The organism is Methylomonas sp. HW2-6, from assembly GCF_052474525.1.
Genome location: NZ_CP184124.1, coordinates 3,633,559 through 3,655,762 on the forward strand (window position 1 = coordinate 3,633,559; position 22,204 = coordinate 3,655,762).

27 protein-coding genes are annotated in these 22,204 nt (G+C 55.9%); 6 read left to right on the plus strand and 21 right to left on the minus strand.

The window, feature by feature from the left end; translation table 11 throughout:
- Nucleotides 1-564: a chorismate--pyruvate lyase family protein gene (locus ACH518_RS17430; protein ID WP_445371004.1), complete on the plus strand. Its 564-nt coding sequence runs from the start codon at nt 1-3 to the stop codon at nt 562-564.
- A 9-nt stretch (nt 565-573) separates the two neighbouring features.
- Here ACH518_RS17430 and ACH518_RS17435 read toward each other — a convergent pair whose 3' ends face one another.
- A complete protein-coding gene (locus ACH518_RS17435) occupies nt 574-1,236 on the minus strand; it encodes a TFIIB-type zinc ribbon-containing protein (protein ID WP_445371005.1) in 663 nt (220 codons plus the stop codon).
- A 197-nt stretch (nt 1,237-1,433) separates the two neighbouring features.
- On the opposite strand from ACH518_RS17435, the gene ACH518_RS17440 reads away from it, so the two are divergent.
- From ACH518_RS17440 to ACH518_RS17450, 3 genes are all read left to right on the plus strand, one after another.
- Entirely contained in the window at nt 1,434-1,961 is a 528-nt protein-coding gene (locus ACH518_RS17440) for a gamma carbonic anhydrase family protein (RefSeq protein ID WP_445371006.1), read from the plus strand.
- Between the two features lie 451 nt (nt 1,962-2,412).
- Complete coding sequence (locus tag ACH518_RS17445) at nt 2,413-2,607, plus strand: hypothetical protein (protein WP_140910675.1); 195 nt, start codon at nt 2,413-2,415, stop codon at nt 2,605-2,607.
- A 3-nt stretch (nt 2,608-2,610) separates the two neighbouring features.
- Entirely contained in the window at nt 2,611-2,970 is a 360-nt protein-coding gene (locus ACH518_RS17450) for a hypothetical protein (RefSeq protein ID WP_140910674.1), read from the plus strand.
- Between the two features lie 92 nt (nt 2,971-3,062).
- On the opposite strand, the gene ACH518_RS17455 is transcribed toward ACH518_RS17450, so the two are convergent.
- Genes ACH518_RS17455 through ACH518_RS17480 form a run of 6 tightly spaced genes read right to left on the minus strand, consistent with a single transcriptional unit; the run spans nt 3,063 to nt 8,425 of the window.
- On the minus strand, nt 3,063-3,494 hold the full coding sequence (locus tag ACH518_RS17455; RefSeq protein WP_140910673.1) for a YcgN family cysteine cluster protein: 432 nt from the start codon (nt 3,492-3,494) through the stop codon (nt 3,063-3,065).
- Nucleotides 3,495-3,497: 3 nt separating this feature from the next.
- The gene (gene ftsX, locus ACH518_RS17460; RefSeq protein WP_278211430.1) at nt 3,498-4,463 is read right to left on the minus strand and encodes a permease-like cell division protein FtsX; all 966 of its coding nucleotides are present in this window, start codon (nt 4,461-4,463) and stop codon (nt 3,498-3,500) included.
- Entirely contained in the window at nt 4,463-5,119 is a 657-nt protein-coding gene (gene ftsE / locus ACH518_RS17465; protein WP_140910672.1) for a cell division ATP-binding protein FtsE, read from the minus strand. Before ftsE ends, ftsX begins: the two co-directional genes overlap by 1 nt.
- Nucleotides 5,120-5,123: 4 nt before the next feature.
- Entirely contained in the window at nt 5,124-7,097 is a 1,974-nt protein-coding gene (gene ftsY / locus ACH518_RS17470; RefSeq protein WP_445371007.1) for a signal recognition particle-docking protein FtsY, read from the minus strand.
- A gap of 4 nt (nt 7,098-7,101) precedes the next feature.
- A complete protein-coding gene (locus ACH518_RS17475) occupies nt 7,102-7,689 on the minus strand; it encodes a hypothetical protein (RefSeq protein ID WP_445371008.1) in 588 nt (195 codons plus the stop codon).
- Entirely contained in the window at nt 7,682-8,425 is a 744-nt protein-coding gene (locus ACH518_RS17480) for an SURF1 family protein (RefSeq protein WP_445371009.1), read from the minus strand. The genes ACH518_RS17475 and ACH518_RS17480 overlap by 8 nt, the downstream gene beginning before the upstream one ends.
- An 82-nt stretch (nt 8,426-8,507) precedes the next feature.
- Here ACH518_RS17480 and ACH518_RS17485 point away from each other — a divergent pair, with 82 nt between their 5' ends.
- Nucleotides 8,508-8,768 (plus strand): twin transmembrane helix small protein, encoded by a 261-nt coding sequence (locus tag ACH518_RS17485; RefSeq protein WP_445371010.1) that lies wholly within the window; start codon nt 8,508-8,510, stop codon nt 8,766-8,768.
- 62 nt (nt 8,769-8,830) lie between these two features.
- Here the strand turns inward: ACH518_RS17485 and ACH518_RS17490 are convergent, their stop codons facing one another.
- From ACH518_RS17490 to bioB, 10 genes are all read right to left on the minus strand, one after another.
- Nucleotides 8,831-9,706 carry a cytochrome c oxidase subunit 3 gene (locus tag ACH518_RS17490; protein ID WP_140910667.1) on the minus strand — a complete coding sequence of 292 codons (876 nt, stop codon included), beginning with the start codon at nt 9,704-9,706 and terminating at the stop codon, nt 8,831-8,833.
- A 14-nt stretch (nt 9,707-9,720) separates the two neighbouring features.
- On the minus strand, nt 9,721-10,266 hold the full coding sequence (locus tag ACH518_RS17495; RefSeq protein WP_445371011.1) for a cytochrome c oxidase assembly protein: 546 nt from the start codon (nt 10,264-10,266) through the stop codon (nt 9,721-9,723).
- Between the two features lie 163 nt (nt 10,267-10,429).
- Nucleotides 10,430-12,046, minus strand: a complete 1,617-nt coding sequence (ctaD, locus tag ACH518_RS17500) for a cytochrome c oxidase subunit I (protein WP_140910665.1) — start codon at nt 12,044-12,046, stop codon at nt 10,430-10,432.
- Nucleotides 12,047-12,099: 53 nt separating this feature from the next.
- Entirely contained in the window at nt 12,100-13,230 is a 1,131-nt protein-coding gene (coxB, locus tag ACH518_RS17505) for a cytochrome c oxidase subunit II (RefSeq protein ID WP_140910664.1), read from the minus strand.
- A 248-nt stretch (nt 13,231-13,478) separates the two neighbouring features.
- On the minus strand, nt 13,479-13,874 hold the full coding sequence (locus tag ACH518_RS17510) for a bacteriohemerythrin (protein WP_140910663.1): 396 nt from the start codon (nt 13,872-13,874) through the stop codon (nt 13,479-13,481).
- 54 nt (nt 13,875-13,928) lie between these two features.
- Nucleotides 13,929-14,624, minus strand: a complete 696-nt coding sequence (gene bioD / locus ACH518_RS17515; protein ID WP_445371012.1) for a dethiobiotin synthase — start codon at nt 14,622-14,624, stop codon at nt 13,929-13,931.
- Complete coding sequence (bioC, locus tag ACH518_RS17520) at nt 14,621-15,406, minus strand: malonyl-ACP O-methyltransferase BioC (protein ID WP_445371013.1); 786 nt, start codon at nt 15,404-15,406, stop codon at nt 14,621-14,623. The genes bioD and bioC overlap by 4 nt, the downstream gene beginning before the upstream one ends.
- Nucleotides 15,399-16,160 carry a pimeloyl-ACP methyl ester esterase BioH gene (gene bioH / locus ACH518_RS17525; protein WP_445371014.1) on the minus strand — a complete coding sequence of 254 codons (762 nt, stop codon included), beginning with the start codon at nt 16,158-16,160 and terminating at the stop codon, nt 15,399-15,401. Before bioH ends, bioC begins: the two co-directional genes overlap by 8 nt.
- Nucleotides 16,157-17,317: an 8-amino-7-oxononanoate synthase gene (bioF, locus tag ACH518_RS17530; protein WP_445371015.1), complete on the minus strand. Its 1,161-nt coding sequence runs from the start codon at nt 17,315-17,317 to the stop codon at nt 16,157-16,159. The genes bioH and bioF overlap by 4 nt, the downstream gene beginning before the upstream one ends.
- A complete protein-coding gene (gene bioB, locus ACH518_RS17535; RefSeq protein ID WP_445371016.1) occupies nt 17,317-18,303 on the minus strand; it encodes a biotin synthase BioB in 987 nt (328 codons plus the stop codon). Before bioB ends, bioF begins: the two co-directional genes overlap by 1 nt.
- Before the next feature lie 67 nt (nt 18,304-18,370).
- Here bioB and ACH518_RS17540 point away from each other — a divergent pair, with 67 nt between their 5' ends.
- Complete coding sequence (locus ACH518_RS17540; protein ID WP_140910658.1) at nt 18,371-19,072, plus strand: ComF family protein; 702 nt, start codon at nt 18,371-18,373, stop codon at nt 19,070-19,072.
- Between the two features lie 32 nt (nt 19,073-19,104).
- Here the strand turns inward: ACH518_RS17540 and ACH518_RS17545 are convergent, their stop codons facing one another.
- From ACH518_RS17545 to ACH518_RS17560, 4 genes are all read right to left on the minus strand, one after another.
- Nucleotides 19,105-20,031 carry an FAD:protein FMN transferase gene (locus ACH518_RS17545; protein WP_445371017.1) on the minus strand — a complete coding sequence of 309 codons (927 nt, stop codon included), beginning with the start codon at nt 20,029-20,031 and terminating at the stop codon, nt 19,105-19,107.
- A 123-nt stretch (nt 20,032-20,154) separates the two neighbouring features.
- Nucleotides 20,155-20,682 (minus strand): TlpA family protein disulfide reductase, encoded by a 528-nt coding sequence (locus tag ACH518_RS17550; protein ID WP_260839158.1) that lies wholly within the window; start codon nt 20,680-20,682, stop codon nt 20,155-20,157.
- A 91-nt stretch (nt 20,683-20,773) separates the two neighbouring features.
- Complete coding sequence (locus ACH518_RS17555) at nt 20,774-21,070, minus strand: hypothetical protein (protein ID WP_140910657.1); 297 nt, start codon at nt 21,068-21,070, stop codon at nt 20,774-20,776.
- A 235-nt stretch (nt 21,071-21,305) separates the two neighbouring features.
- Nucleotides 21,306-22,103 carry an FKBP-type peptidyl-prolyl cis-trans isomerase N-terminal domain-containing protein gene (locus tag ACH518_RS17560; protein ID WP_140910656.1) on the minus strand — a complete coding sequence of 266 codons (798 nt, stop codon included), beginning with the start codon at nt 22,101-22,103 and terminating at the stop codon, nt 21,306-21,308.
- Nucleotides 22,104-22,204: the final 101 nt, after the last annotated feature.

Consider the following 22,204-nt stretch of genomic DNA (forward strand, 5'->3'; position numbering starts at 1 on the left):
TTGCCCGACAAGAGTTTTCTATTTAAACGCCCACCGCTGTGGTCCGCCCACGAGACCGCAGCACAACGACAATTAACGCCGGAGTTGCAATCCTGGCTAAACGAGACTGGTTCGTTGACCAAGCGCTTGCGCGGGATTTACGGCAACCGCTTCGGCGTCGAGATATTGTTTCACCGCTGGAAACCGGCATTCAATGACGAGTGCCGGCTGCTGGCATTGCCGCCGGCGCGTTACCAGTTGATCCGCGAGGTTTTGCTACATGCCGATGGCCGGCCGCTGGTATTGGCCCGGACGGTGTTGCCGGACCCGACCATCAAAATTGCCCACCGCAATCTGTCTCACCTCGGCAATCGGCCGCTGGGGGAAGTCATTTTTGCCTATCCCGACCTGGAGCGCCGACGGCGCCAGTTCAGCCGCGCCGAGCCGAACCAATGGTCGACTGCTGTGCAAACCAGGCTCTCGATGGCAGGGCCAACTTGGGGCCGGCGTACGGAATATGCGATTCACGGCCACCCGTTGTTGGTCGCCGAGTTTTTTCTGCCCGCGCTGCTGCAAAAGGTTTAGGCGAATCCATTACTCGAACAATTTGAACACGACCTCGGCAATCGTCTCCAACACCTCGAACTCACCGCCGGCCTGGTTGGTAGGTGCAGCATAGTTGCTGCGAAATTCAGTATTCGCGGTTTCGGTCCGGCCTCTGGCTTGGCGTTCCACTGCCTTTTTCCGATCGAGCAACTGGCCGCCGGCCTTTTTCCATTCCAACAAATGACTGATCTGGCCGTTATCCAGCCACACGCCGTGGCCCTTGCAACGGTTGACGACCACACCGCTCTGGTAGCCGTAAAGCATCCGGTTCATTAACACCTGGCAGACCGGACATTTCAAATATTTGACCGGACGATCGGCTTGGTAACGTTCGCGGTTGATGTTTTGCAGCAGAGGCAGATTGAAATCGGCCACCGGCGCAACCGAGTCTTCCAGCAACACCTCCAGTTCGCCCGGATCGAAAAACAAGCCGAAACACTCGGAGCAACGCTCGATATCCGGCGTACCTTCACGGCTCAACGCAACGGTTTGCAGTCCGATTTCGCAGTTAGGGCATTGACGCTTAACACCGGCGTCGGCGACACGAACAGCTTGTCGCCCGAGTAAGTCCATGTCGTTACGCACGCCGCAGTACCGGCATACCTGACTATTGGCCGGCAGCGGTGCGGCACAATTTGCGCAGCTCGCCATCAGCATCTACCCCTGCGGCGACCAACCGCATCGGAATCCCACGTCCGTTCAGCCCGCCGCGACCCCGGAAGGCCGGCATTTAACGGGCACCGGCGCCACACTTCTAACTGATCTGCCATCAATCCTCGCCACACTGGAGAACACTCCGATAATTGCGTAATATCGCCGCTCAATTATGGCAAAAATACGGAGTTGCAGTGGCAATCAGAACTTATAAAGGCAAATCTCCCGTGATCGGCGCGCGCGCGTTCGTCGACGATACCGCAGTCGTGATCGGCGATGTAGAACTGGGCGATGACGTCTCGATCTGGCCTACCAGCGTCGTGCGCGGCGACGTCGAACGCATCAAGATCGGTAACGGCACCAACGTCCAGGACGGCGCGGTATTGCACGTCTCCCATGCCGGCGACTTTTCGCCGAAAGGCCATCCGCTCAATATCGGCCGGGGCGTCACGATTGGGCATAGGGCCGTGGTCCACGCCTGCACGATAGGCAACTACTGCCTGATCGGCATCGGCGCCATCGTCATGGACGACGCCGAATTGGGCGACTACGTGATGCTGGGCGCCGGCGCACTGGTGACGCCGGGCAAGAAATTGGAAAGCGGTTTTTTGTATGTCGGCGCCCCGGCCAAGCAAATCCGGGCCCTGACCGATGCCGAAAAAGAATTTTTGGAATATTCCGCCAAACATTACGTCCGTCTGAAGGACGATTATCTCGACTAATCGCGCCGTTGAGCAAAATCAGCCGACAAGCTAACTAAGAATACCCATTCTGTCGCATCCAAGCGTTGCTAAGATCGCCGGTCCGTTGGCCCAAGCACGAACGGACCGGGGACTCCGATTTGTAAAAGGCTTGCCGAAAACCGGTTCAAGCCATAATATTGATACGATATTTGTTTGACAAGCCCCTGCACTTGCTTTATTGTTTCGATTCGACACTACTTGACGAATCGAAACAGCCACAAGCCGTTTCGTTGCCAGACCACTCCCGATCCGGATAGCTCCAAGGCAACCGTCCGTTACAACCGACCCGTCGGTAAATCCAGGCCGCGATCATACACACCCAATGCGGCGAGTGTCAGACTGCAGAGGTCCGCCCCGGATGCGGGCCGGTTTTAACAATAAGTTTTCGGCGGTTTACCGGCCGAAGCGACAGCTAGCGAGGCGCAACACCATGTCACAAGTTACAGAAGAAAAACCGGAAAAAGATAATTTCGTCCTCTACGTCGTGTTGGTCACAGCCGTGGTCGTCGGCGCGATTTTGGCGGTTAAGATGAGCGAGAATGAAAAATTCGCCCCCATCAAAGACCAAATCGCCGAAGAGCACCGGCTGATGAACATCCGTGTCATCGCCAATCGCGAGGATTAAGTTATGATCAAAACGACTTTCATCGGCAGCTTATTCGCCACCTTACTATTGGCTTTTCCGGCCCACGCCACTGAGTATATTTATCGCGACATTATGGCGAATACGCTGGCGCCCGAGCACTGCCAAGCTGAATCCAAAGCCAAAGAAAACGCGACGAAAAACTACAATATCGACCGTTTCAGCAAGAAGTTTTGCCAATCGCAAGGTTACGGCTGGCACGTAGACGAAGTAAAAAGCGTCGGCAATACCGTCTGCGACAGTTGCGGCAACACTCAGGAAGCCAGATGCCACCAGGAGGATGTGGTTGTAGCCTGCAAACGCATCAAACCAGGCACGGTAGGTATGCTGCCGGGTAAAGGCTAACGCCCCCTGCGGGACACACTCTGCAACGTCCCGGTTTTTTCCAGCCTGAATGCCGCCGAAAACACCGTTTTCGGCGGCACGTTTTCAACCGGCTAAGGCTGCAACCAGTCGATGATATGGTCTTCCAGGTCCGTGACCTGAGATTCTTTGATAGCGTAACTGCTAATCGATACTCCGGCATCTCTGACCGAGTCGGCCGAACCGGAAACCAAGGGGTGCCAATCAGGCAAGGGTTTGCCGTCAGCCAGTAGCCGATAAGCACAAGTTTTCGGCATCCAACGGTACTCGGCAAAATCATGCTGCTTCAAGTCGAGGCAATCCGGCACCAGCGTGCAGCGTTCGCTGTAACGGGTACAGCTACAAGTATCCAGATCGATCAAGTCGCAGACGACATTGGTAAACGCAATTTCACCGGTGTCTTCGTCCTCGAGTTTATGCAAACAACACTGGCCGCAATGGTCGCATAAGGACTCCCACTCGGTAGGGGTCATTTGCGCTAGGGTTTTGGCTTCCCAAAATTTCATCGTTTACTGAGGTTTTAGTTGGCGTAGTTGATAGTGCAACACCGCCCAAGAACCCAGCACCGCCAGCGCGGCCGAAATCATCAGTAACAGCAGGAACTCGGAAAAACTCAAAAACAGCAATTCGAACGAACTGTTGTAGAGGGTAGACAATTTCTCCACCGGCGATTCCAGGATCAGCAGCATGACCGTGACGATCAGCCAACCCAAGAAGCCGGAGATGAAGCCGAGCCAGAATCCGGTGTATAGAAACGGACGCTGGATAAAAGCATGGGTAGCACCGACCAGCTTGGAAATGAACACCTCGTCCTGACGGTTTTGCAATTCCAGGCGAATCGTGTTGCCGGTGATGAACGTCACGGCAAATCCGAGCAGCAAGCTGACCAATAGCACGCCCCGGCTGGCGATCAGCATAATGGTTTGCAGCCGCGCTACCCATTGCATATCGACCTGGACGAATTCGACTTGCGGCAATTGTTTGAAATCGGCCATCAATTTCTCGATATCCTCGCTGTGTTCCAGCGCGTTCTTCGGCAACACCTGAATCACACTGGGCAAGGGATTGCGCTCCAGCGCGTTTAACGCATCGCTGAAACCGCTATTGGCTTTGAACTCCTCCAACGCCTGCTTTTTGCTGATGTACTTGACTTCGGCAACGCTAGCATTTTGCTGCAACTGCTCCATCAGCTTCTGCCCGGCCGCATCGGTAATGCCCTCATGCAGGAACAGCGACATTTGGTTGCTCGACTCCAGATTACCGGTTAGCTGCTCGACGTTTGCGACGACGATATAGAAACTGCTGGCCAGCGAAACCGCAATCGCCAATACCAACACAGTCATCGCCGAGGTAAACGGCGTGCGGGTCAAGCGACCCAGGCTGGAAAACAGGCCGTGGGCGTGGTTTAGCAGATAGGCCTGAAATAATTCCACGATGCGGTTGCCGGCATGTTTACGGCGGATTTGTTTCATCATCAGCTTGCTACCAAGTGGCCTTTGTCGAGCGTCAGTACCCGATGTTCCAGATGATTGATCAATTCTATGTCGTGCGTCGCGACCAATACCGTTACCCCGACCTGTTTGAATTGCTCGAACATATGCATGACTTCGGCCGACAAATCCGGGTCCAAGTTACCGGTGGGTTCATCGGCCAATATCAGTTTCGGTTTGTTGACGATGGCTCTGGCGATGCCAACCCGCTGTTGCTCGCCGCCGGATAAGGCCAGCGGATGCTTACGTTCCTTGCCCAGCAAGCCGACCTTATCCAACGAGGCTCGCACCCGGCGCGCGACTTCCTGATGGTTATAACCGGAAACCACCAGCGGCAATGCCACGTTATCGAACACGGTCCGGTCGTTCAGTAACTTGTAATCCTGAAAGATCAAACCCAGGTTACGCCGCATATAGGGTATTTTCCGGTCGCTGATGCGGCTGATATTCTGGCCGTCCAGAAAAATATTGCCTCGCGTGCATTGCTCCATCATTGCAATCAGCTTCAACAAGGTACTTTTGCCGGCGCCGGAACGCCCGGTCAAAAACGCCATCTCGCCACGTTGCAAATGAAAACTGACGTCGGTCAACGCCTCGCCGGCATCCGGATAGCGTTTGCTGACGTGTTCGAATTTCAGCATAGGTTTAGTCTTTCACAAACAGCGCATCGACGAAGTTCTTCGCATCGAAATCCTGCAAATCGTCAATTTGTTCGCCGACGCCGATAAAACGGATCGGCACCCTCAGTTGGTTGGCCAACGCGAAAATGATACCGCCTTTGGCGGTGCCATCCAATTTGGTCAAAGCAATACCGGTCAGCGCGACCGCTTCATTGAATAACTTGGCTTGCGACAAGGCATTCTGGCCGGTGCCGGCATCCAGAATTAGCAATACTTCGTGCGGCGCGGACTCGTCCAATTTGCCCATGATGCGTTTGATCTTCTTTAACTCGTCCATCAAATTGGATTTGGTGTGCAAGCGACCGGCGGTGTCGGCGATCAGTACATCGATGTTCTTGGCTTTGGCCGATTGCAAGGCATCGAAAATCACCGAGGCCGAGTCGGCGCCGGTATGTTGAGCCACAACCTGAACATTGTTGCGCTCGCCCCAGGTCTGTAATTGTTCGACCGCCGCCGCGCGGAAGGTATCGCCGGCCGCCAACATTACGCTGTGCCCTTGCTGTTGCAGGCGTTTGGCCAGTTTGCCGATGGATGTGGTCTTACCCACACCATTGACACCGACCACCAGAATCACGAACGGCCCGTCCTGCTGCGGAATCCGCAACGGCTGGCTGCAAGGCTGCAGCATGTTTTGCAAGTTCTGCTTCAAGGTAGCGGTCAACACCTCCCCATCGCTGAGCTGGTCGCGTTCCAGGGTATCGGTCAGTTGTTTGATGATTTGCGTCGTGGTCTCGATACCCATGTCGGCCATCAATAAATTGGCCTCCAGTTCGTCGAGCAACTCCTTGGTGACGGCTTTCTGACCGAACGCCAGACTACCCAATACGCCGCTGAGGCCGCTACGGGTTTTTCGCAATTGGCTGGACAGCCGCAGGTATAACGATTCCTGGCTGACCGGCGCTTCCGCAGGGACTTCGGCGGCAGGTGCCACAGGCACAGCCAACTCGATTTCCGCTCTGGTTTCGTCGGCTTCTTCGCCCAGCCGGTAACGGCTGAACAGTAAAATCGCCAACAACGGCAACATCAACAAGGCCGCAAACGCATTGTGCGCAACCGCCAGCGGCAAGGGCAGCGTGTATTTGACGCCGAAGACACCGAGAGCGATTTGAATCAGCAACAATAGACTCAGAGCATTACTGGCCATGCGCACCGGTTTTGGGTAACGCTCGGAAGTGGCGACCAGCATCAATCCGCTCAACACCAAGAAGGTAAACCCGGCAAATAGCCGGTGCACCGCCTGAATCGCCATTTTCGCATCGGCCGACAAGGCATCGGCATTGCCGAATAGATCGAATGCGTGTTGGTAATCGGTTTCCGGCAACCATTGGCCGTTACAACGCGGAAAATCGGTGCAGGCCAGACCGGCGTAATTGCTGCTGACCCATCCACCCAAACCGATTTGGGCCAGTAATACCAAAATCCCAATCCAGGCAAACCAGGTCGGCCCGGACTTCACCGATCTCGGCGTCAACTTAGGATGCAAGCGCAAATAGCTCCAGGCGATGGACCAGAACGTGGCAAAACCCAGCAGTAGATGGCCGGTGACTACCAGCGGCATGGTGCCCGAGGCAACGGTCCACATGCCCAGCGCCGCCTGCGCGGCAATCAGTAACAGTACCAACCCGCTCCAAGCCAAAGCGGCAGCCCGCTCGCGCTGGCGCCAGGCGAATCCGAACCAGACCAGCGCCAAAATGGCCAAGCCGCCCGCCAAATAACGATGCGCCATTTCTTTCCAGGCCTTGGCGGTATCGAGCGTTTGCTGCGGAAAACCGGCTGCGGCGTCGGCTTTGAATTGCGGGCTGTCGCTGACGAAGGCTTTACCGTAGCAACCCGGCCAATCCGGACAGCCAAGGCCGGCATGGGTCAGGCGGACATAGGCGCCGACGACGATGACAAGCAGCGCCAGCAGCGCGCAACACAGGGTTAGTTTTCTGAACATGTGATCAACCGATTTGTGAAATTCTGAGTAACTTGCCTAAGTCGTCTCTGACCTGATACGGATCGTAACCGGGCGCGTATTTCATCATTACGTTGCCCAACGGGTCCATGATCAGCAGGCTACCATCCGGTAGCGGACTTGGATTTATTGTTGTGATTTTTTGTTGCAAGCTTGGCGCAGGCGCAGCCTTCAGCAGACGCCCGTCTTCGCGCCACTCGGCCGGTAGCGGCAGTTTGTTATCGAATAGCAATGCCAGGCGCCGGATTCTGGCAATGTCCTTACCCATCATCAAGCCGATTTGGTTGGTTTTATGGAGTGCCACCCGGCAGGTTTCGCCACATTCGCCGGCCACCGGATTAACCAAGATCCAGTGTCCTTTCAACTCGCCGATATGCTCTGCGGAAAAAGGATCGGCCCCGGAAAACTCCCCCACGTCCGTGACCAACGGCGGACTGATCAACTCGCCGTGGTTGGTACCCAGACGCACGACGTCAGGATGTTTCGCCAGATACCAGGCAATGCCGAACGGAATTACCGACATGGCGAAAATCACCAAAATAGTGATGCGGTTTTTACGATGTTGTTTATCCACGATGTGTATTACGGCTGCTGTGCCAAACCAATAGCACGGTTAAGGTCAACGCTAAACCGAACCATTGTACTGCATAGGCCCGGTGTTTTTCAGGCGGGATCGTCACCGCTGTCTTCCATTCGCGGCGATAACCGGCGGGTTGATCCGGACTTAATTCGATTTGGTAATCGGCCAGGGCGTACCCCATTTTCTCGGCCAATAGCCGGGTATCGATCACTTGTACCCTCACCGGCCAACTATCGCCGGGTACTTCTGCGCCCTGCAAGCGGATACCGGGCTCCGGAAAACGGTTGATCCTTCCCGTAACTTCCCCGATTTGGCCGACTACGCTCAGATCGGGCGCTGTGTCGCGCGAAACGCCCATTCCAATCCAACCCCGGTTGATCAAAACGGCGGCCTGACCGTTGCCGGGCAAAAACGGCGTCAACACCAGATACCCCGCTTTACCGTCCAAGACCTGATTGTCGATCAAAATCTGATGGTCTTGATCGTAATGTCCACGCAGGGTCGCCGGACGGTAACGGTACTCCGCTGCGTCAATTAACACGTCGCCGTTTAAATCCAAGGCCGGAGCAGACAATGCCGCCTGCTGCGCATCCAACAGATTTTGCTTTTCCGCACCGCGCCGCAATTGCCAGAAGCCCAAATTGCACAGCAATGCGACCAACAACAGATAGCCGGCCAACATCGGCCAGGCAAATTGAAACTCGACACCGAAAAGATTGAATCTGACCATATTGTTTCCCAACCGTTAGCTCGCTATTGGCAAGCATACTTTATTCGCCGAAAATGCTTGTTTTTTATCCGGTTCCGCCGACATGCCCATCAAAATCCTCATCATTGCCGCATTCATCGCCATTGTCGTCAGCCTCGGCTCCGCCTTGTTCCACATTGTCAAACACAAGGATGACGAAGATTCGAAAAAAACGGCAAAGGCCTTAACCGTCAGGATCGGCGTATCGTTGGGCGTCTTCATTTTATTGTTTCTCGCCTTGGCCACCGGCCTGATCCAGCCCCACGGCATCGGCACACGCATACACAGCACTCCTCCAGCCTCGACCAACCCGTCCAACCCCTGATTTCGAACAAAAAAAAAGCGCGATCCGCAAAGACCGCGCTTTTTATTGGGTGGTGTTTGGATTTACAGCAGGTAAACGAACACGAACAAGCCTAACCAGACCACGTCGACGAAGTGCCAATACCAAGCGGCCGCTTCGAAGGCAAAATGGTTTTCCGGCGTGAAGTGGCCTTTCCAACTTCTGAACAAGACTACCGACAAGATGATCGCGCCCACGCAGACGTGGAAACCGTGGAAACCGGTCAGCATGAAGAAGGTCGAGCCGTAGATGCCGGAGCCCAAAGTCAAACCCATTTCGGCATACGCTTCATGGTACTCGCTGGCTTGGAAAACCACGAACAAAAAGCCCAAACCGACAGTTGCCGCCAAGCCTTTGATCAATTGGCTACGATTTTTCGCCAACAAGCCGTGGTGGGCCCAGGTGCAGGTGACGCCGCTGGTCAACAGAATCAGCGTATTCAAGAACGGTAACCCGAAGGCGCCCATCGGTTCGAAATCGCCGCCGACTTTGCCCGGGCCATTGGTGGGCCATACCGCTTGGAAAGCAGGCCACAATATCTCGTGAGTGGAGCGACCCGGACCGCTGACGGGGCCGGTTTCGCCCAACCAGGGCACCGACAGGTTGCGGGTATACCACAACGCGCCGAAGAATACGGCAAAGAACATGACTTCCGAAAAAATGAACCACATCATGCCCATCCGGTAGGAAATACCGACGCCGTGGTTGTACATGCCGGACTCGCTCTCGGTAGCTTGCAACGCAAACCAGGCTCCCAGCATTGCAATGAAAACCAGCAAGCCGGTAATCATCATGCCGGAACCGGCCGAGTTACCGTTCAAATAGTTGGCAAAGCCCGCCAGCGTCAGCATCAAGCCGGCGGTCGCCATCACCGGCCACGTGGCTTTATGCGGGATGTAATAAGCTGTGTTTGTCGACATAACCTTCCCCTTCGTTAATTTTCAGAATTTTCAGTAATTTCAAAAAAAGTGTAAGACAGCGTAATGGTTTTATAGCGTTCCGGGAGTTTGGGATCCACCACCAGACGTACGGTCATATTCTTTTCTTCGTTCGGCTCGAAGATTTGCTCCAATTCGCAGAAACAAATCACTTTGGTCACGTAATCCTTGACCTGACCCGGCGAATAAGTCGCTACCGCCCTCACCTTCAACCGGCGCTCGCTCAGATTCTTGGCATAAAAGCCCACCGAGTAATATTGCCCCGGATGCACTTTCAAGCTCGGCGTCTCGACCTTGAACGCCATCGGCACCGACCGGTTCAACGACGTCAGAAACTCCATCGTCACCTCGCGGTTTTGCTCAGGTTGGAACGCCGTTTCCTGTTTTGCCACGGTCTCGACTTTGGCATTCTGCCCTACCAAATCGCATAACACGTTGTAGAGCGGAACCAGGGCATAACCGAATCCGAACATCATTGCGGCGAACAAAACCAGCCTCACCGCCAAACGAGTATTTTTTTTATCTAAACCGTCGTCGCTCATTGCGACATGGCCTTGATGACCGCCAACACGTAGATGGTTATCGCAATTGCTGCCAACACCACCGCCGTCAAAATATTTTTCTTTTTAATGTCCATGTTGCTCCTCGAGACGCTCCATCGGGAACATCCCGATGGAGCGGTCAACCAGCATCGCTAAAACCGAATCAGAAATGCTCGGTCGGAATTTTTTCCGGTGGAGTAGTAAAGGTGTGGTACGGCGCAGGCGAAGGCACGGTCCATTCCAGACTGTGTTTGCTGGCATCTTCCCAAACTTCGTCGCTGACTTTCTCGCCGGTACCGCCGCGAATCGTGTCGATCACGATATAGACGAACAACAACTGACTGAAACCGTAAATGAAGGCGCCGATACTGGACACCATGTTCCAATCAGCAAACTGGACCGCGTAATCCGGAATCCGACGAGGCATGCCGGCCAGGCCCAGGAAGTGTTGCGGGAAGAACAGGATGTTGACCGAAATCGCCGACAACCAGAAATGCAGTTTGCCGATTTTCTCGTTGTACATATTTCCGGTCCACTTAGGCAGCCAGAAATAGCCGGCGGCCATCAGGATGAAGACCGACGCCGGTACCAGCGTGTAGTGGAAGTGAGCAACGATAAAATAAGTATCGTGGTATTGGAAATCCACCGGCGCCACCGACATCATCAAGCCGGTGAAACCACCCATCGTGAACAGCACCACGAACGCAATCGAAAACAACATCGGTGTTTCGAAAGTCATCGAGCCTTTCCACATGGTTGCCGTCCAGTTGAAGACTTTTACCCCGGTCGGAATGGCGATCAGCATCGTCGCATACATGAAGTACAACTCACCGGCAATCGGCAGACCGACGGTAAACATGTGGTGAGACCAAACGATGAACGACAGGAATGCAATCGCACCGGTCGCATACACCATGGAGGCGTAACCGAATAGCGGTTTACGGGCGAATACCGGAATGATGGTAGACGCCACGCCGAAGGTCGGCAGAATCATCACGTACACTTCAGGATGGCCGAAGAACCAGAAAATGTGTTGGTACAACACCGGGTCGCCGCCGCCAGCCGCGTCGAAGAAGCTGGTTGCGAAAAATTTATCGGTCAACAACATGGTTACCGCGCCAGCGAATACCGGCATGATCGCGATCAGCAGGAATGCGGTGATCAGCCAGGTCCAGACGAACAACGGCATTTTCATCAGGGTCATGCCGGGAGCGCGCATGTTGAAGATGGTGGCGATTACATTGATCGCACCCATGATCGAAGAAATACCCAACATGTGTACCGAGAAAATCGCAAACGGAAACGCTTTTCCGGTTTGCAATACCAACGGCGGATACAAAGTCCAACCGGCGGCAGGCGCACCGCCTTCCATGAACAGTGTGCTCGCCAGCAATAAAACGCCGGCGACCAGCATCCAGAAGCTCATGTTGTTCATCCGCGGCAACGCCATATCCGGCGCGCCGATCATCATCGGAATCATCCAGTTCGCCAGACCGACGAATGCCGGCATGACCGCGCCGAACACCATCACCAGCGCGTGCATGGTGGTCATCGAGTTAAAGAAGTTCGGATCGACGAATTGCAATCCGGGCTCGAACAACTCCGAGCGAATGATCAGCGCCATGGTCCCGCCAACGAAGAACATCGCCAGTGCAAATACCAAGTACAGGGTACCAATGTCCTTATGGTTAGTGGTAATTATCCACCTTAGAATGCCCTTCTCCGGGCCGTGATCGTGGTGATCGTGATGATCATCATGTTCAGCTACGACAGCAGTCATGTTTTATACCTCAGCAAAAATTAGAAAATGAGTTCAATGCGTACATCAACGAATTACTCATCATCGTCCCATTTGGGTGTGATTTTGTTGGGCTGAATTTCATCACCCACGTTGTTACCCAGCGCCGGAGCGTTTCTGATATAGGTAATCAGCTCGGCCAACTCGTTGTCGGGCAGCTTGCGGAAGGCCGGCATTTTGCTGGTACCGGCTTGGATAAAGCCGATCAACTGATCCATGTTGCCGGTGACTTTGGCACTGCCGCTCAAAGCCGGAAACCAGCCCGGAATACCTTTGCCGTCGATCTGGTGGCAGGCCACGCAGTTTCTCAGGTAAACCGATTCGCCATGGGCCATCAGCGAATTGCGGGTTTGGTCGCTCAGATCGGGGGCTTGGTTTTGCTTTTCCAGAGTCGCCTTCACCCAGGCGTCATATTGGTCCTGCTCCATCGCAATCACCACCACTGGCATGAAGCCGTGGTCCCGGCCGCACAATTCGGTACATTGACCACGGTAGGTACCGGGCTTGTCGACGTAAGTCCAGGCCTCATTGACAAAACCGGGGTTGGCGTCTTTTTTCCAGCCCAGTTCAGGAACCCACCAGGAATGGATCACGTCGGCCGCGGTAAACAGGAAACGGATTTTCTTTTTAACCGGAACCACCAACGGTTTGTCGACATTCAGCAGATAGTTCGGTACTGAACGCGGGTCCATAGAGCTGACGCGGTGGACGCGTTCGCTGGCTTCATCCAAGTGGCTTTCGAAATGAATGCCGTTGTCCAGATATTCGTAGTCCCAATACCACTGCTTGCCGGTCACCTTGATCGACATTTCCGATTCTTGAGTCCGGTCCAGATCGACCACGGCTTTGGTTGCCGGAATCGCCATACCGACCAGAATCAGCGTGGGGATGATAGTCCAGATGATCTCGACCGTGGTGTTTTCATGGAACTGCTCGGCTTTATGACCTTTCGATTTACGGTGATGGAAAATCGAATAGAACATCGTGCCAAATACCGCGATGCCGATAAACACGCAGATCCACATGATCAACATGTGCAGGTCGTACAACTCGTTACTGAGCTGGGTCACGCCTTTCGTCAGATTGAGTGTGTAGTCCGCATGCGCCGATCCGAGCCCTAAAGCCATCAGAACCGAACATGCGAGCAGTTGCTTAGTTTTCTTCACGGAGCAGCCCCCATTGGTAGTTATAAACTTGTATGCGTTATATCGTTGTAATCTTGCCGCCCGACACCAAACAGACAACAAACTCCCTTTACAGATAATTGTCATAAATAAACTGGGCAATTTTAACCCATGAGTCCCCGGCAGACCAGAAGAGCTTTTCCCGTTTGTACACTATGCACATAAAAAAGGCTCACGGACATTGCTGCCCGCAAGCCTTCATGGCTGTTCTGCCGCAAACAGCGATTGACTTAGCTTAAAACTTCTGCATAAGCCTTATCGTAAGTCGGAATGTGGCTATCCAGCCAACCTTTCACCATTTGCCCCACCTCGTCGGTGACGTCGGCTTCACCGGCATGGAATTTCTTTTGCAAATCGGCGCAAATACCCACCAACGCATCGTGTTCGGCCTTATGCCGCTCGTAACCGCCGAAACCCTTGGCTTGCATTTCCTTTTCCTCGTGGGCGAAATGGTCGACCACATAAGCGATCAACGCATCCAACGAAGCGCCGACGGTTGCCCGCGCCGCGCCGCCGGTTGCTTCGTCGTACAACTTGTTCAACAACCCGAACAGAGTTTGGTGTTCTTGATCGGCAAAGCCAACGTTGGTGCCGTATTGTGCTGCGGTCCAAGTGATTAAAGCCATAAAACGTCTCCTGGTTATAGTTGTAATGGAGCCGTCATTCTCAACATCCGCCGCTTAATTTTCTTGATGCAGATCAATATTTTGCCAGGTTGGCAACTGCAGGCCGCTTGACAAAAGTTCAAAATCGCCAGCCTCCGAATAAGGCAAAACTCCCAGAAACGGCGCCGGCAGCGCCTCCTGCAAATACGCCACATTTTCTGCAAAGTACGGCATATTTTCGAGGATTTGCATGCCAATCCAGCCGGCACAGCGCAAGCCGGAATCAAGGACGGCCTGCACCGTCAACCGCGCGTGATTCAGGCAACCGAGCCTGATACCGACCACAACCAGCACTGGCAGCCCCAATATCCCAGCCAATCCGGCGTTATCCAAAGTTAGGCTCATCGGCGAATACCAGCCCCCCGCACCCTCGACCAAAACGACTTGAGCCCGCTGCTGCAAAGCGCCGAAAGCTGCCAGGATCTGTGCCGGCTCAACGGTTTCGCCGCCGCAGGCCAAATGCGGCGACACCGGCTGTTCGAAGGCATACGGATTGACCAACTCGTATTCCGCGTCGACCGATGCATTTTGCATCAACAGCAACGCATCTTGGTTTTGCCATTTGCCGCCGTGGCGTTCGCAACCGGCCGCTACCGGCTTCATCCCGGCAACCGAATAACCCTCGCGTCGGAAACGGCGCAACAATGCGGCAGTGGCCCAGGTTTTACCGATATCGGTATCGGTACCGGTGACAAAATATCCGATCTTCATCGCATCGCTCGTAGATAAATAATTTCATAACTGGCAACAATCTCGCCGCCGGCCATCGCCGATTCGTAATGGGCAATCATGCTTTGCAATGCCGCCCGACTGGTCGGCCGCGGATTACGGTAAGTACTGACGTTGTGCGCGCCGATTCCTTTCAGCTCGCGCATCAGCGCCATCACCGACGGATATGACTGGGTGATTAACTCGGTTTCCAGTTCGAACCGGCGCCAACCGGCCGCTGCCAGGAATTGGCCTATCTGGTCGGTACTGTAAAACTGGTTGACGTGAGCAAACTCGTCGACTTGGCTCCACGCCGCTTTCAATTCCGCCAAGGTCCGCGGACCGAAAGTCGACAATACCAAACGACCGTCGACGCACAATACTCGCCGGCAATCGCCCAGCAGCGCGCTCAAATCCTCGCACCACTGCACCGCCAAGTTGGAATAGATTTGGCCGATACTGTCATTCCGGAACGGCAAGCGCTCGGCATCGGCACAGACGTAAGCAAGCGGCAAGCCGGCACAGTTTCGCTGCGCGGCTTGCAACATCGGCACAGCGATATCCAGCGCCACGGCGGCCGGCGCCCGGCTAGCCAAATGCCGGGTCAGAAAGCCGGTACCGCAACCGATATCCAACACTGGTTGAGCCAGGCCGGCGCAGGGAAATTTTGCCAACAAGGTCTCGCCGACCCGGCGCTGCAAACCGGCCAACGCATCGTAACCATCGGCCGCGGCGGCAAACGACTGCCGGACTTTAGCCTTGTCCAACAGCGCCGTATCAGTCATCGCTCAGCACAGCATCGGCTAAAACTTGCGGATGAGTGAGAAACGGCACATGCCCGGCGCCTGGCAATATCTCTATCTGCAACGCCGGCTGCAAATCCTGTAACGCGGTCGCGGTCGCCACCGGCACCAACGTATCTTTATCACCCTGAATCACCCGTATCGGCAGTTTCAACGCCGCCAAGCTATCGCGCGCGTCGTGCTGCTTCAAAATCTGCAATCCGCCTTGCAGCGTGCCGAAATCCGGAGCCTCGCATTCCGAGACAGTCAGTTTCAGTTGTTGCAACACGGTTTTGGCATGCGGCAATCCCTGCACTTGCAAGCCCAAAAAGCGTTGCAGCGTCTGTTTCGAGTCGCTAATTAGCAATTCGGCAAAACTGTCGAGCACCTCGGGCTTGACTCCCGGCCAGCCGGGTTCACGGACGAAACGCGGGTTGCCCGCCAACAATGTTAAAGAACGAACCCGATCGGGACATGCAACAGCCAAATTGATCGCGACCGTCGCGCCCAAAGACCAGCCCAGCAAATCGAAACGCGGCACCGGAATCGCCGCCAACAAGGCCTCGACGATGGCCGGCATTTCAAAATTGATTAACGGCGCACTACGTCCATGCCCCGGCAAATCCAGACAAATTACCTGCCGCTGCTCCGCCAACTGCCGGGCGAACTGACGCCAAATACCGCTGTGCATGGCCCAACCGTGCAGCATCAGCAACGGCCGGCCGTGGCCGTATATTTCGCAATGGATGCTACTCACCGCAACACCTGACCCAACGCCGTCAGTAAGGCATCGACCTGCTGCAGACTGTGGTGCGCCGTAAACGTGACCCGCAAACGGGCGCTACCGGCCGGCACGGTCGGCGGCCGAATCGCACCGACCCAAAATCCCAACTCCGCCAATTCCCGGCTCGCTGCCAGCGCGCGGCCGCTGTCACCGACCAGCAGCGGCTGAATCGCCGTAGCCGAGTCCATCAGCCGCAAACCCTGTTGTTCGGCGCCGCGGCGAAAATGGCCGATCAAGGCCTGCAACTGTTCCCGCCGCCAGGACTCGGTTTGCAGCAAGCGCAAGCCGGCGCGAGTGGCTTCGGCCACCGCTGGCGGCAAGGCCGTGGTGTAAACGTAAGTTCTGGCTTTTTGAATCAGATATTCAATCAATTCTGCGGAACCGGCAACGAAGGCGCCGAAAGTGCCGAACGCTTTACCGAGGGTGCCGACCAAGATCGGCACTTGCTCGGCGGAAAGGCCGAAATGTTCGACCACGCCGCCGCCGTTGCGGCCCAACACGCCGAAACCGTGGGCGTCGTCGACCAGCAATCCGGCTTGATAGGCTTCCGCCAGCCGCGCCAAGTCCGGCAAAGGCGCCAGATCGCCGTCCATACTGAATACGCCGTCGCTGACGATCAGCGCCCTGCCCTGAGCGCGATCAAGCTTGGCCCGCAGCTCGTCGGTGTCTGCGTGACGGTAGCGCTGAAATCGGGCACCGGCCAGTAAGCCGCCGTCCAATAACGAAGCATGGTTGAGCCGATCTTCAAACACAGAGTCGCCGCGTCCGACCAATGCCGAGATCGCTCCCAGATTGGCCATATAGCCGGTCGAAAATAGCAAAGCCCGTTCCCGTCCGGTGAACGCGGCCAATTCCTCTTCCAAGGCGTGATGCGCCGAACTGTGGCCGCAAATCAAATGTGCCGCGCCGCTGCCGCAACCGTAACGGTCGGCGCCGGCCTTGAACGCCCCGACCACATCCGGATGATTGGCTAGCCCGAGATAATCGTTGCTGCAAAAATTCAGCAAGCGGCGGTCCTCAAGCTGTAATGCGACCGCCTGCGGCCCGTCGACGACGCGCCGGCGCCGATACAGATTTTGCTGTTCTAACTGCTGCAGGCTCGCGGAAAAATCGTAAAACCGGTTCGGCATCAGGCGTAGCTGGAGCCGCCCATCCGCACGCCCAAGCGAGCGAACAATTGCTTATCCTGGTTGGTCATCGGATTGTCGGTGGTCAGCAACTTCTCGCCGTAGAAAATCGAGTTCGCACCGGCCAGGAAACATAAGGCCTGCATTTCGTCGCTCATTTGGGTGCGTCCGGCCGACAAGCGCACCCGCGAATGCGGCATCATGATCCGGGCTACTGCCACAGTACGCACGAATACGATCGGGTCCAGCTTTTCGGTACCGTGCAACGGTGTGCCCTGCACCTGCACCAACATATTGATCGGCACGCTTTCCGGATGCTTGGGTAAATTGGCCAACTGCAGCAGTAATTTGGCGCGGTCGGTTTCCGACTCGCCCATGCCGACGATACCGCCGCAGCAGACGTTGATGCCGGCATCGCGCACCCGCTCCAGCGTATCAAGCCGGTCCTGATAGGTCCGGGTGGTGATGATTTCCGAGTAATAATCTTCCGAGGTGTCCAGATTGTGGTTGTAGTAATCCAAACCGCCTTCTTTCAAAGCCTGGGTTTGCTGGTCGGTCAACATGCCCAGCGTGACGCAGGTTTCCATGCCCAGCGCTTTGACGCCCTTGACCATTTCCACCACCCGTTCGATATCGCGATCTTTCGGACTGCGCCAGGCCGCGCCCATGCAGAAGCGCGAAGCACCTTCCGCTTTGGCCCGCTCAGCAGCCTGTAATACCGCGTCGACCGGCATCAAAGCCTCGGGCGCCAAATCCGAATCGTAGCGCGCACTTTGCGGACAATAACCGCAATCCTCCGAGCAGGAGCCGGTTTTGATACTCAGCAAGCTGCTGACCTGGACTTCGTTCGGATCGAAACAGGAACGGTGTAAGGTTTGGGCCTGAAATATCAAATCGTTGAACGGCAGGCCGAATAAAGCTTCGACTTCGTGCAATTGCCAATCGTGGCGCACTGCGACCGGTTCCAAGGGTTTGTGACTGGCGGACATTCTGTTACTCTCCGAAAAATTGTCAGGCGGGGCCGCTACAGCCACTTATCAACCCAACAGCAAAAAAATGGTAAACAACTGGCTGAAGATTATACAACGAAAGCTGTTGCCGCCGCGTTGCGTGTTGTGCGGCGATACCGGCTTGGCCGATTTCGACTTGTGCGCGGGCTGTTTGGACGATTTGCCGCGCAACCTAAGCTGCTGTTATCGCTGCGGCGAACCGTTCGAGAGCGAGATCGCGCTGCCCAGCTTGTGCGGGCGCTGCCTGAAACGCTCGCCGCAGTTCGACGAGACCTATGCGCCGTATCTGTACCGTTATCAGATGCCCTACCTGATCGGTCAGTTGAAATTCGGCCGCGATTATAAAAATGCCCGCCTGTTGGCCATGCTGCTCGCCGAGCATATCGCCGCCGGCGCCGAACTGCCGGAACTGCTGCTGCCGATGCCGCTGCATCCGCACCGATACCGGGAACGCGGTTTCAACCAGTCGATCGAGATTGCCCGCCATTTGGCCCGGCGCTTCGAGCTGCCGCTGGATTTGTATAGTGTGGCGCGCAGCCGGGATACCGTGCATCAAACCGGCTTGCCGGCCAAACAACGGCACAAGAACATGCGCGGCGCATTTCGCCTGATTAAATCGTTAAAAGCAGAGCATGTAGCGATCGTCGACGACGTGATGACCACCGGCGCCACCGCTTCGGCTCTGGCCGGTGTTTTAAAGCAGGCCGGTGTCGGCCGGGTGGACGTTTGGGTCTGCGCCCGGGCCTGAACCCAGACCCGAATAACGGTCTGCTCAACAGCCTAGCCCAGTGTGCCGCCGCCGACGCCATGCACATCCACCCACAGGTGGGGCAAATTCAACTGCCGCAACCACTCCACACCGTCCGCCTCTTTTAACATCGCAATCGTCGATGCACTGCCCGCCACCACGCAAAAATCGGCGACTGCGGTAACGGCCGCCAGATGCCTGACCGGCCAGCCGGTTTTCGGGTTAAGAATATGGCCGTAACGCACGCCGTCGATCAGCAAGCAACGTTCGTAATCGCCGCTGCTAGCCACCGCACCTTCATAAACGGGCAACGTCTTTAGAATCTCGCCGCGTTGGCGCGGATCGCGAATGCCGACCCGCCACGGCGTCCCGTCGCCGCGCGGCCCGATCACCCGAATATCGCCGCCCAAATTAACCACGCCGTGTTTGACGCCACGATTACGGCAAACCGTCGCCGCGCAATCCGCGGCGTATTCTTTAACCACGCCGCCGAAGTCGATTTCCATGCCCGCGACGCCGAAACCCAATAAAGGCTTTTGCCAAACCACCTTATCCCAACCGACTTTGGCCAATAGCGCCGTCAGCGCAGCCGGCTCGGGCAATCGGCCGGAATCGAATTTCCAGACCTGCCGCAAAAGTCCTGAAGTAATGTCGAACAAGCCCTCGCTTTGCTGGTGGCAGGTCGTGGCGTAATCCAACAAACTTGCAGTTTCGGCGTCCACTTCGATGGCGGTTCCGGCCGCAGCGGCCCGGTTGATTTCCGACAGAAAACTGTCGGGGCGGTAGCGGGAATATCGCGCCTCCAAACGTTGGACTTCGGCCACGGCTGCATCCGCCGCCGCACTGGCGGCGGCGGTGCTGACGGCAAACAATTGAATTTCGCACGGGGTACCCATTGCGTTGAATTCGCGGCGGTAATAGGTCAACGGCCGATTCTTCGCCGGTTTGTTGGAGTTCATGATCAGGAAATCGCTGAGGCAAGGCCGCGATTTAACCAAAATCCACGGTTGCGATAAAGTCTGGCCACAAATCGATCTTGCTCTCCCGAAAAGTTTTAGGCCATACCGCTCGCTGTGCGACTCCTATGTCGCCGGCTCGTCGAGCAGTTGTTTCAATATGCCGCGTAACTCGTCGACTTCGCCCGGCCGAAAGCCTTTGTGGATGAATCGCACATGGCCTTTGCGATCGATCAAATACGAAGAAGGCATCGCTTCCACCGCAAAATTCTTGGCACATTGCTGACTCGGATCGGCTGCCACCGCAAAAACAGGGCGCGCTTTCGCCAAAAATGCCTGCGCGTCGGCGTCCTCCTCGTCAAGATTGACCGCCACCACCTGCAAGCCTCGCTGACCGTATTCGCGCTGCAACTCATTCATAAACGGAAACGATTGCATGCACGGTCCGCACCACGACGCCCAAAAGTCCACATATACCACTTGATTTTTGAGTTGCTGCCACTGCAAAGTCTTGCCGTCGGGCATAGCGGGCAAAGCGCATGCCGGCGCGGCTTGATTAACCTCGGCAGCCACGGCCGACATAGCGCAAGATACACCCAATACCACCGCGCCCCACTGCAAAAACGTCAAACGTCGAATAGATCGATCTTTCATCTTTATTCCTCTCCCAAACGGTCCAAACCCATACTGCCCAGCGCCCTAGCGCCGAGCGGCATCCAAACTCCCGATTTGCTCACAGCCGCCTTCAAGGCGGACCGGGGTCCTCATTCAAGCGGTTCACTTCGCGCTCCAAATCTTGCACTCGGTCACTCAAGATTACCAGTTGACGTGTGGTCAACGACAACTGCTCGTGCAACTGCTCGAAATGCACCTGAAAATACCGCGCTGACGGAAACTCCTCTGCCGGCACCCGCCTTGCCCGCCGTTGAGTGGACTTCGGCGGTTTCCCCTCGGGTCCGGCGTCCGGCTCGACCTGCGCTTGGCGCTGCTCGCGCATATCTCGCTGCATCGCCAGCGAACGCACCGCATTCCGTTTACCCATAACCGACTCGTCCATCATCTCTCCTAGGTTAAAAATCTGCCGCCGCGAACGGCAGCCTAGTCCCGGCCAATGCCTTTCGCGCCGGCATCGGGCATGGTGTTTGGAGTTACAGCACAACTGAAATTAACCCGCCGGTTAAACCGGTCCGATCTATAACCGCGGTCCTGCTCCGACATGCCAAAACGCAGGTGAAACCGCCCAACGCGATATCAAGTTCATAGACCGCGACGACACATTAGCCACCGCCGGCTGGAGCCAACCAGCGGGAGGTTGGTTTGACATCGCCGCCGGGACCGGCGGTCAGAGTTTTTTTCGGCGCCATTTGCGCCGTGCCCCCAGACTTGATCTCAAGCAACTCCAGGTCGACAATCAAGGCTTCGTTGGGTTGTACCTTGCCAGCCAGACCGTCCGCACCATAGGCCAGTTCGGGCGGCAGGAATAAACGCCATTTGGCGCCGGGCGTCATCAACCCTAGCGCTTCCCGCCACCCCGGCACCAACCCGCTCAGCGGCACTTCGGCCGGCACTTCCGGCTTATTTGCCGTCAGTTCATTCCCGTCCAGGCGGGCGATCCGATACTGCAAGCGCACGCTGTCCGTAGCGGCCGGCTTGGCGCCGGCTTCGCGGCCAGGTATCAGCACCTGATATTGCAAACCGCTGGGCGTGGTGGTAACGCCGGGCTGGCTGCGGTTCTGTTGCAAAAACGCCTCGCTTTTGGCCTGATTGGCCGCCGCCAGTTTTTCGGTATACATAACGTGCTGCACGAACACCCAGTCCTGGCCTTTCTGCAATTGCTCGGGATTCAAGCGCAATGGCCGTTTATGCAGCACGTCGTTCATGCCCTGCAGGAACAGCTCCTGATCCAGCGGAATGTCGCTGACCTTCAGGTTTTGCATGTATTTCACGCCCTGGGCATAACTGGATTGTCGCTGTTCGGTGTCCAGCGCCGCGGGTTCGGCCGGTTTATCCGGGGCGGTGGCGCAGCCCCACAACGGCACGAGTAAGGCCAGGGCACATAGTTTGGGTGATGTCATGGCGTAATCCTCCTATCGAAAAAAGGCGCAGCGTTGCGATGATCGCTTCTGCTTGGAAAAATGGCGATTTGCATCCGGCGTCATACCTTGGGCCGCAGACA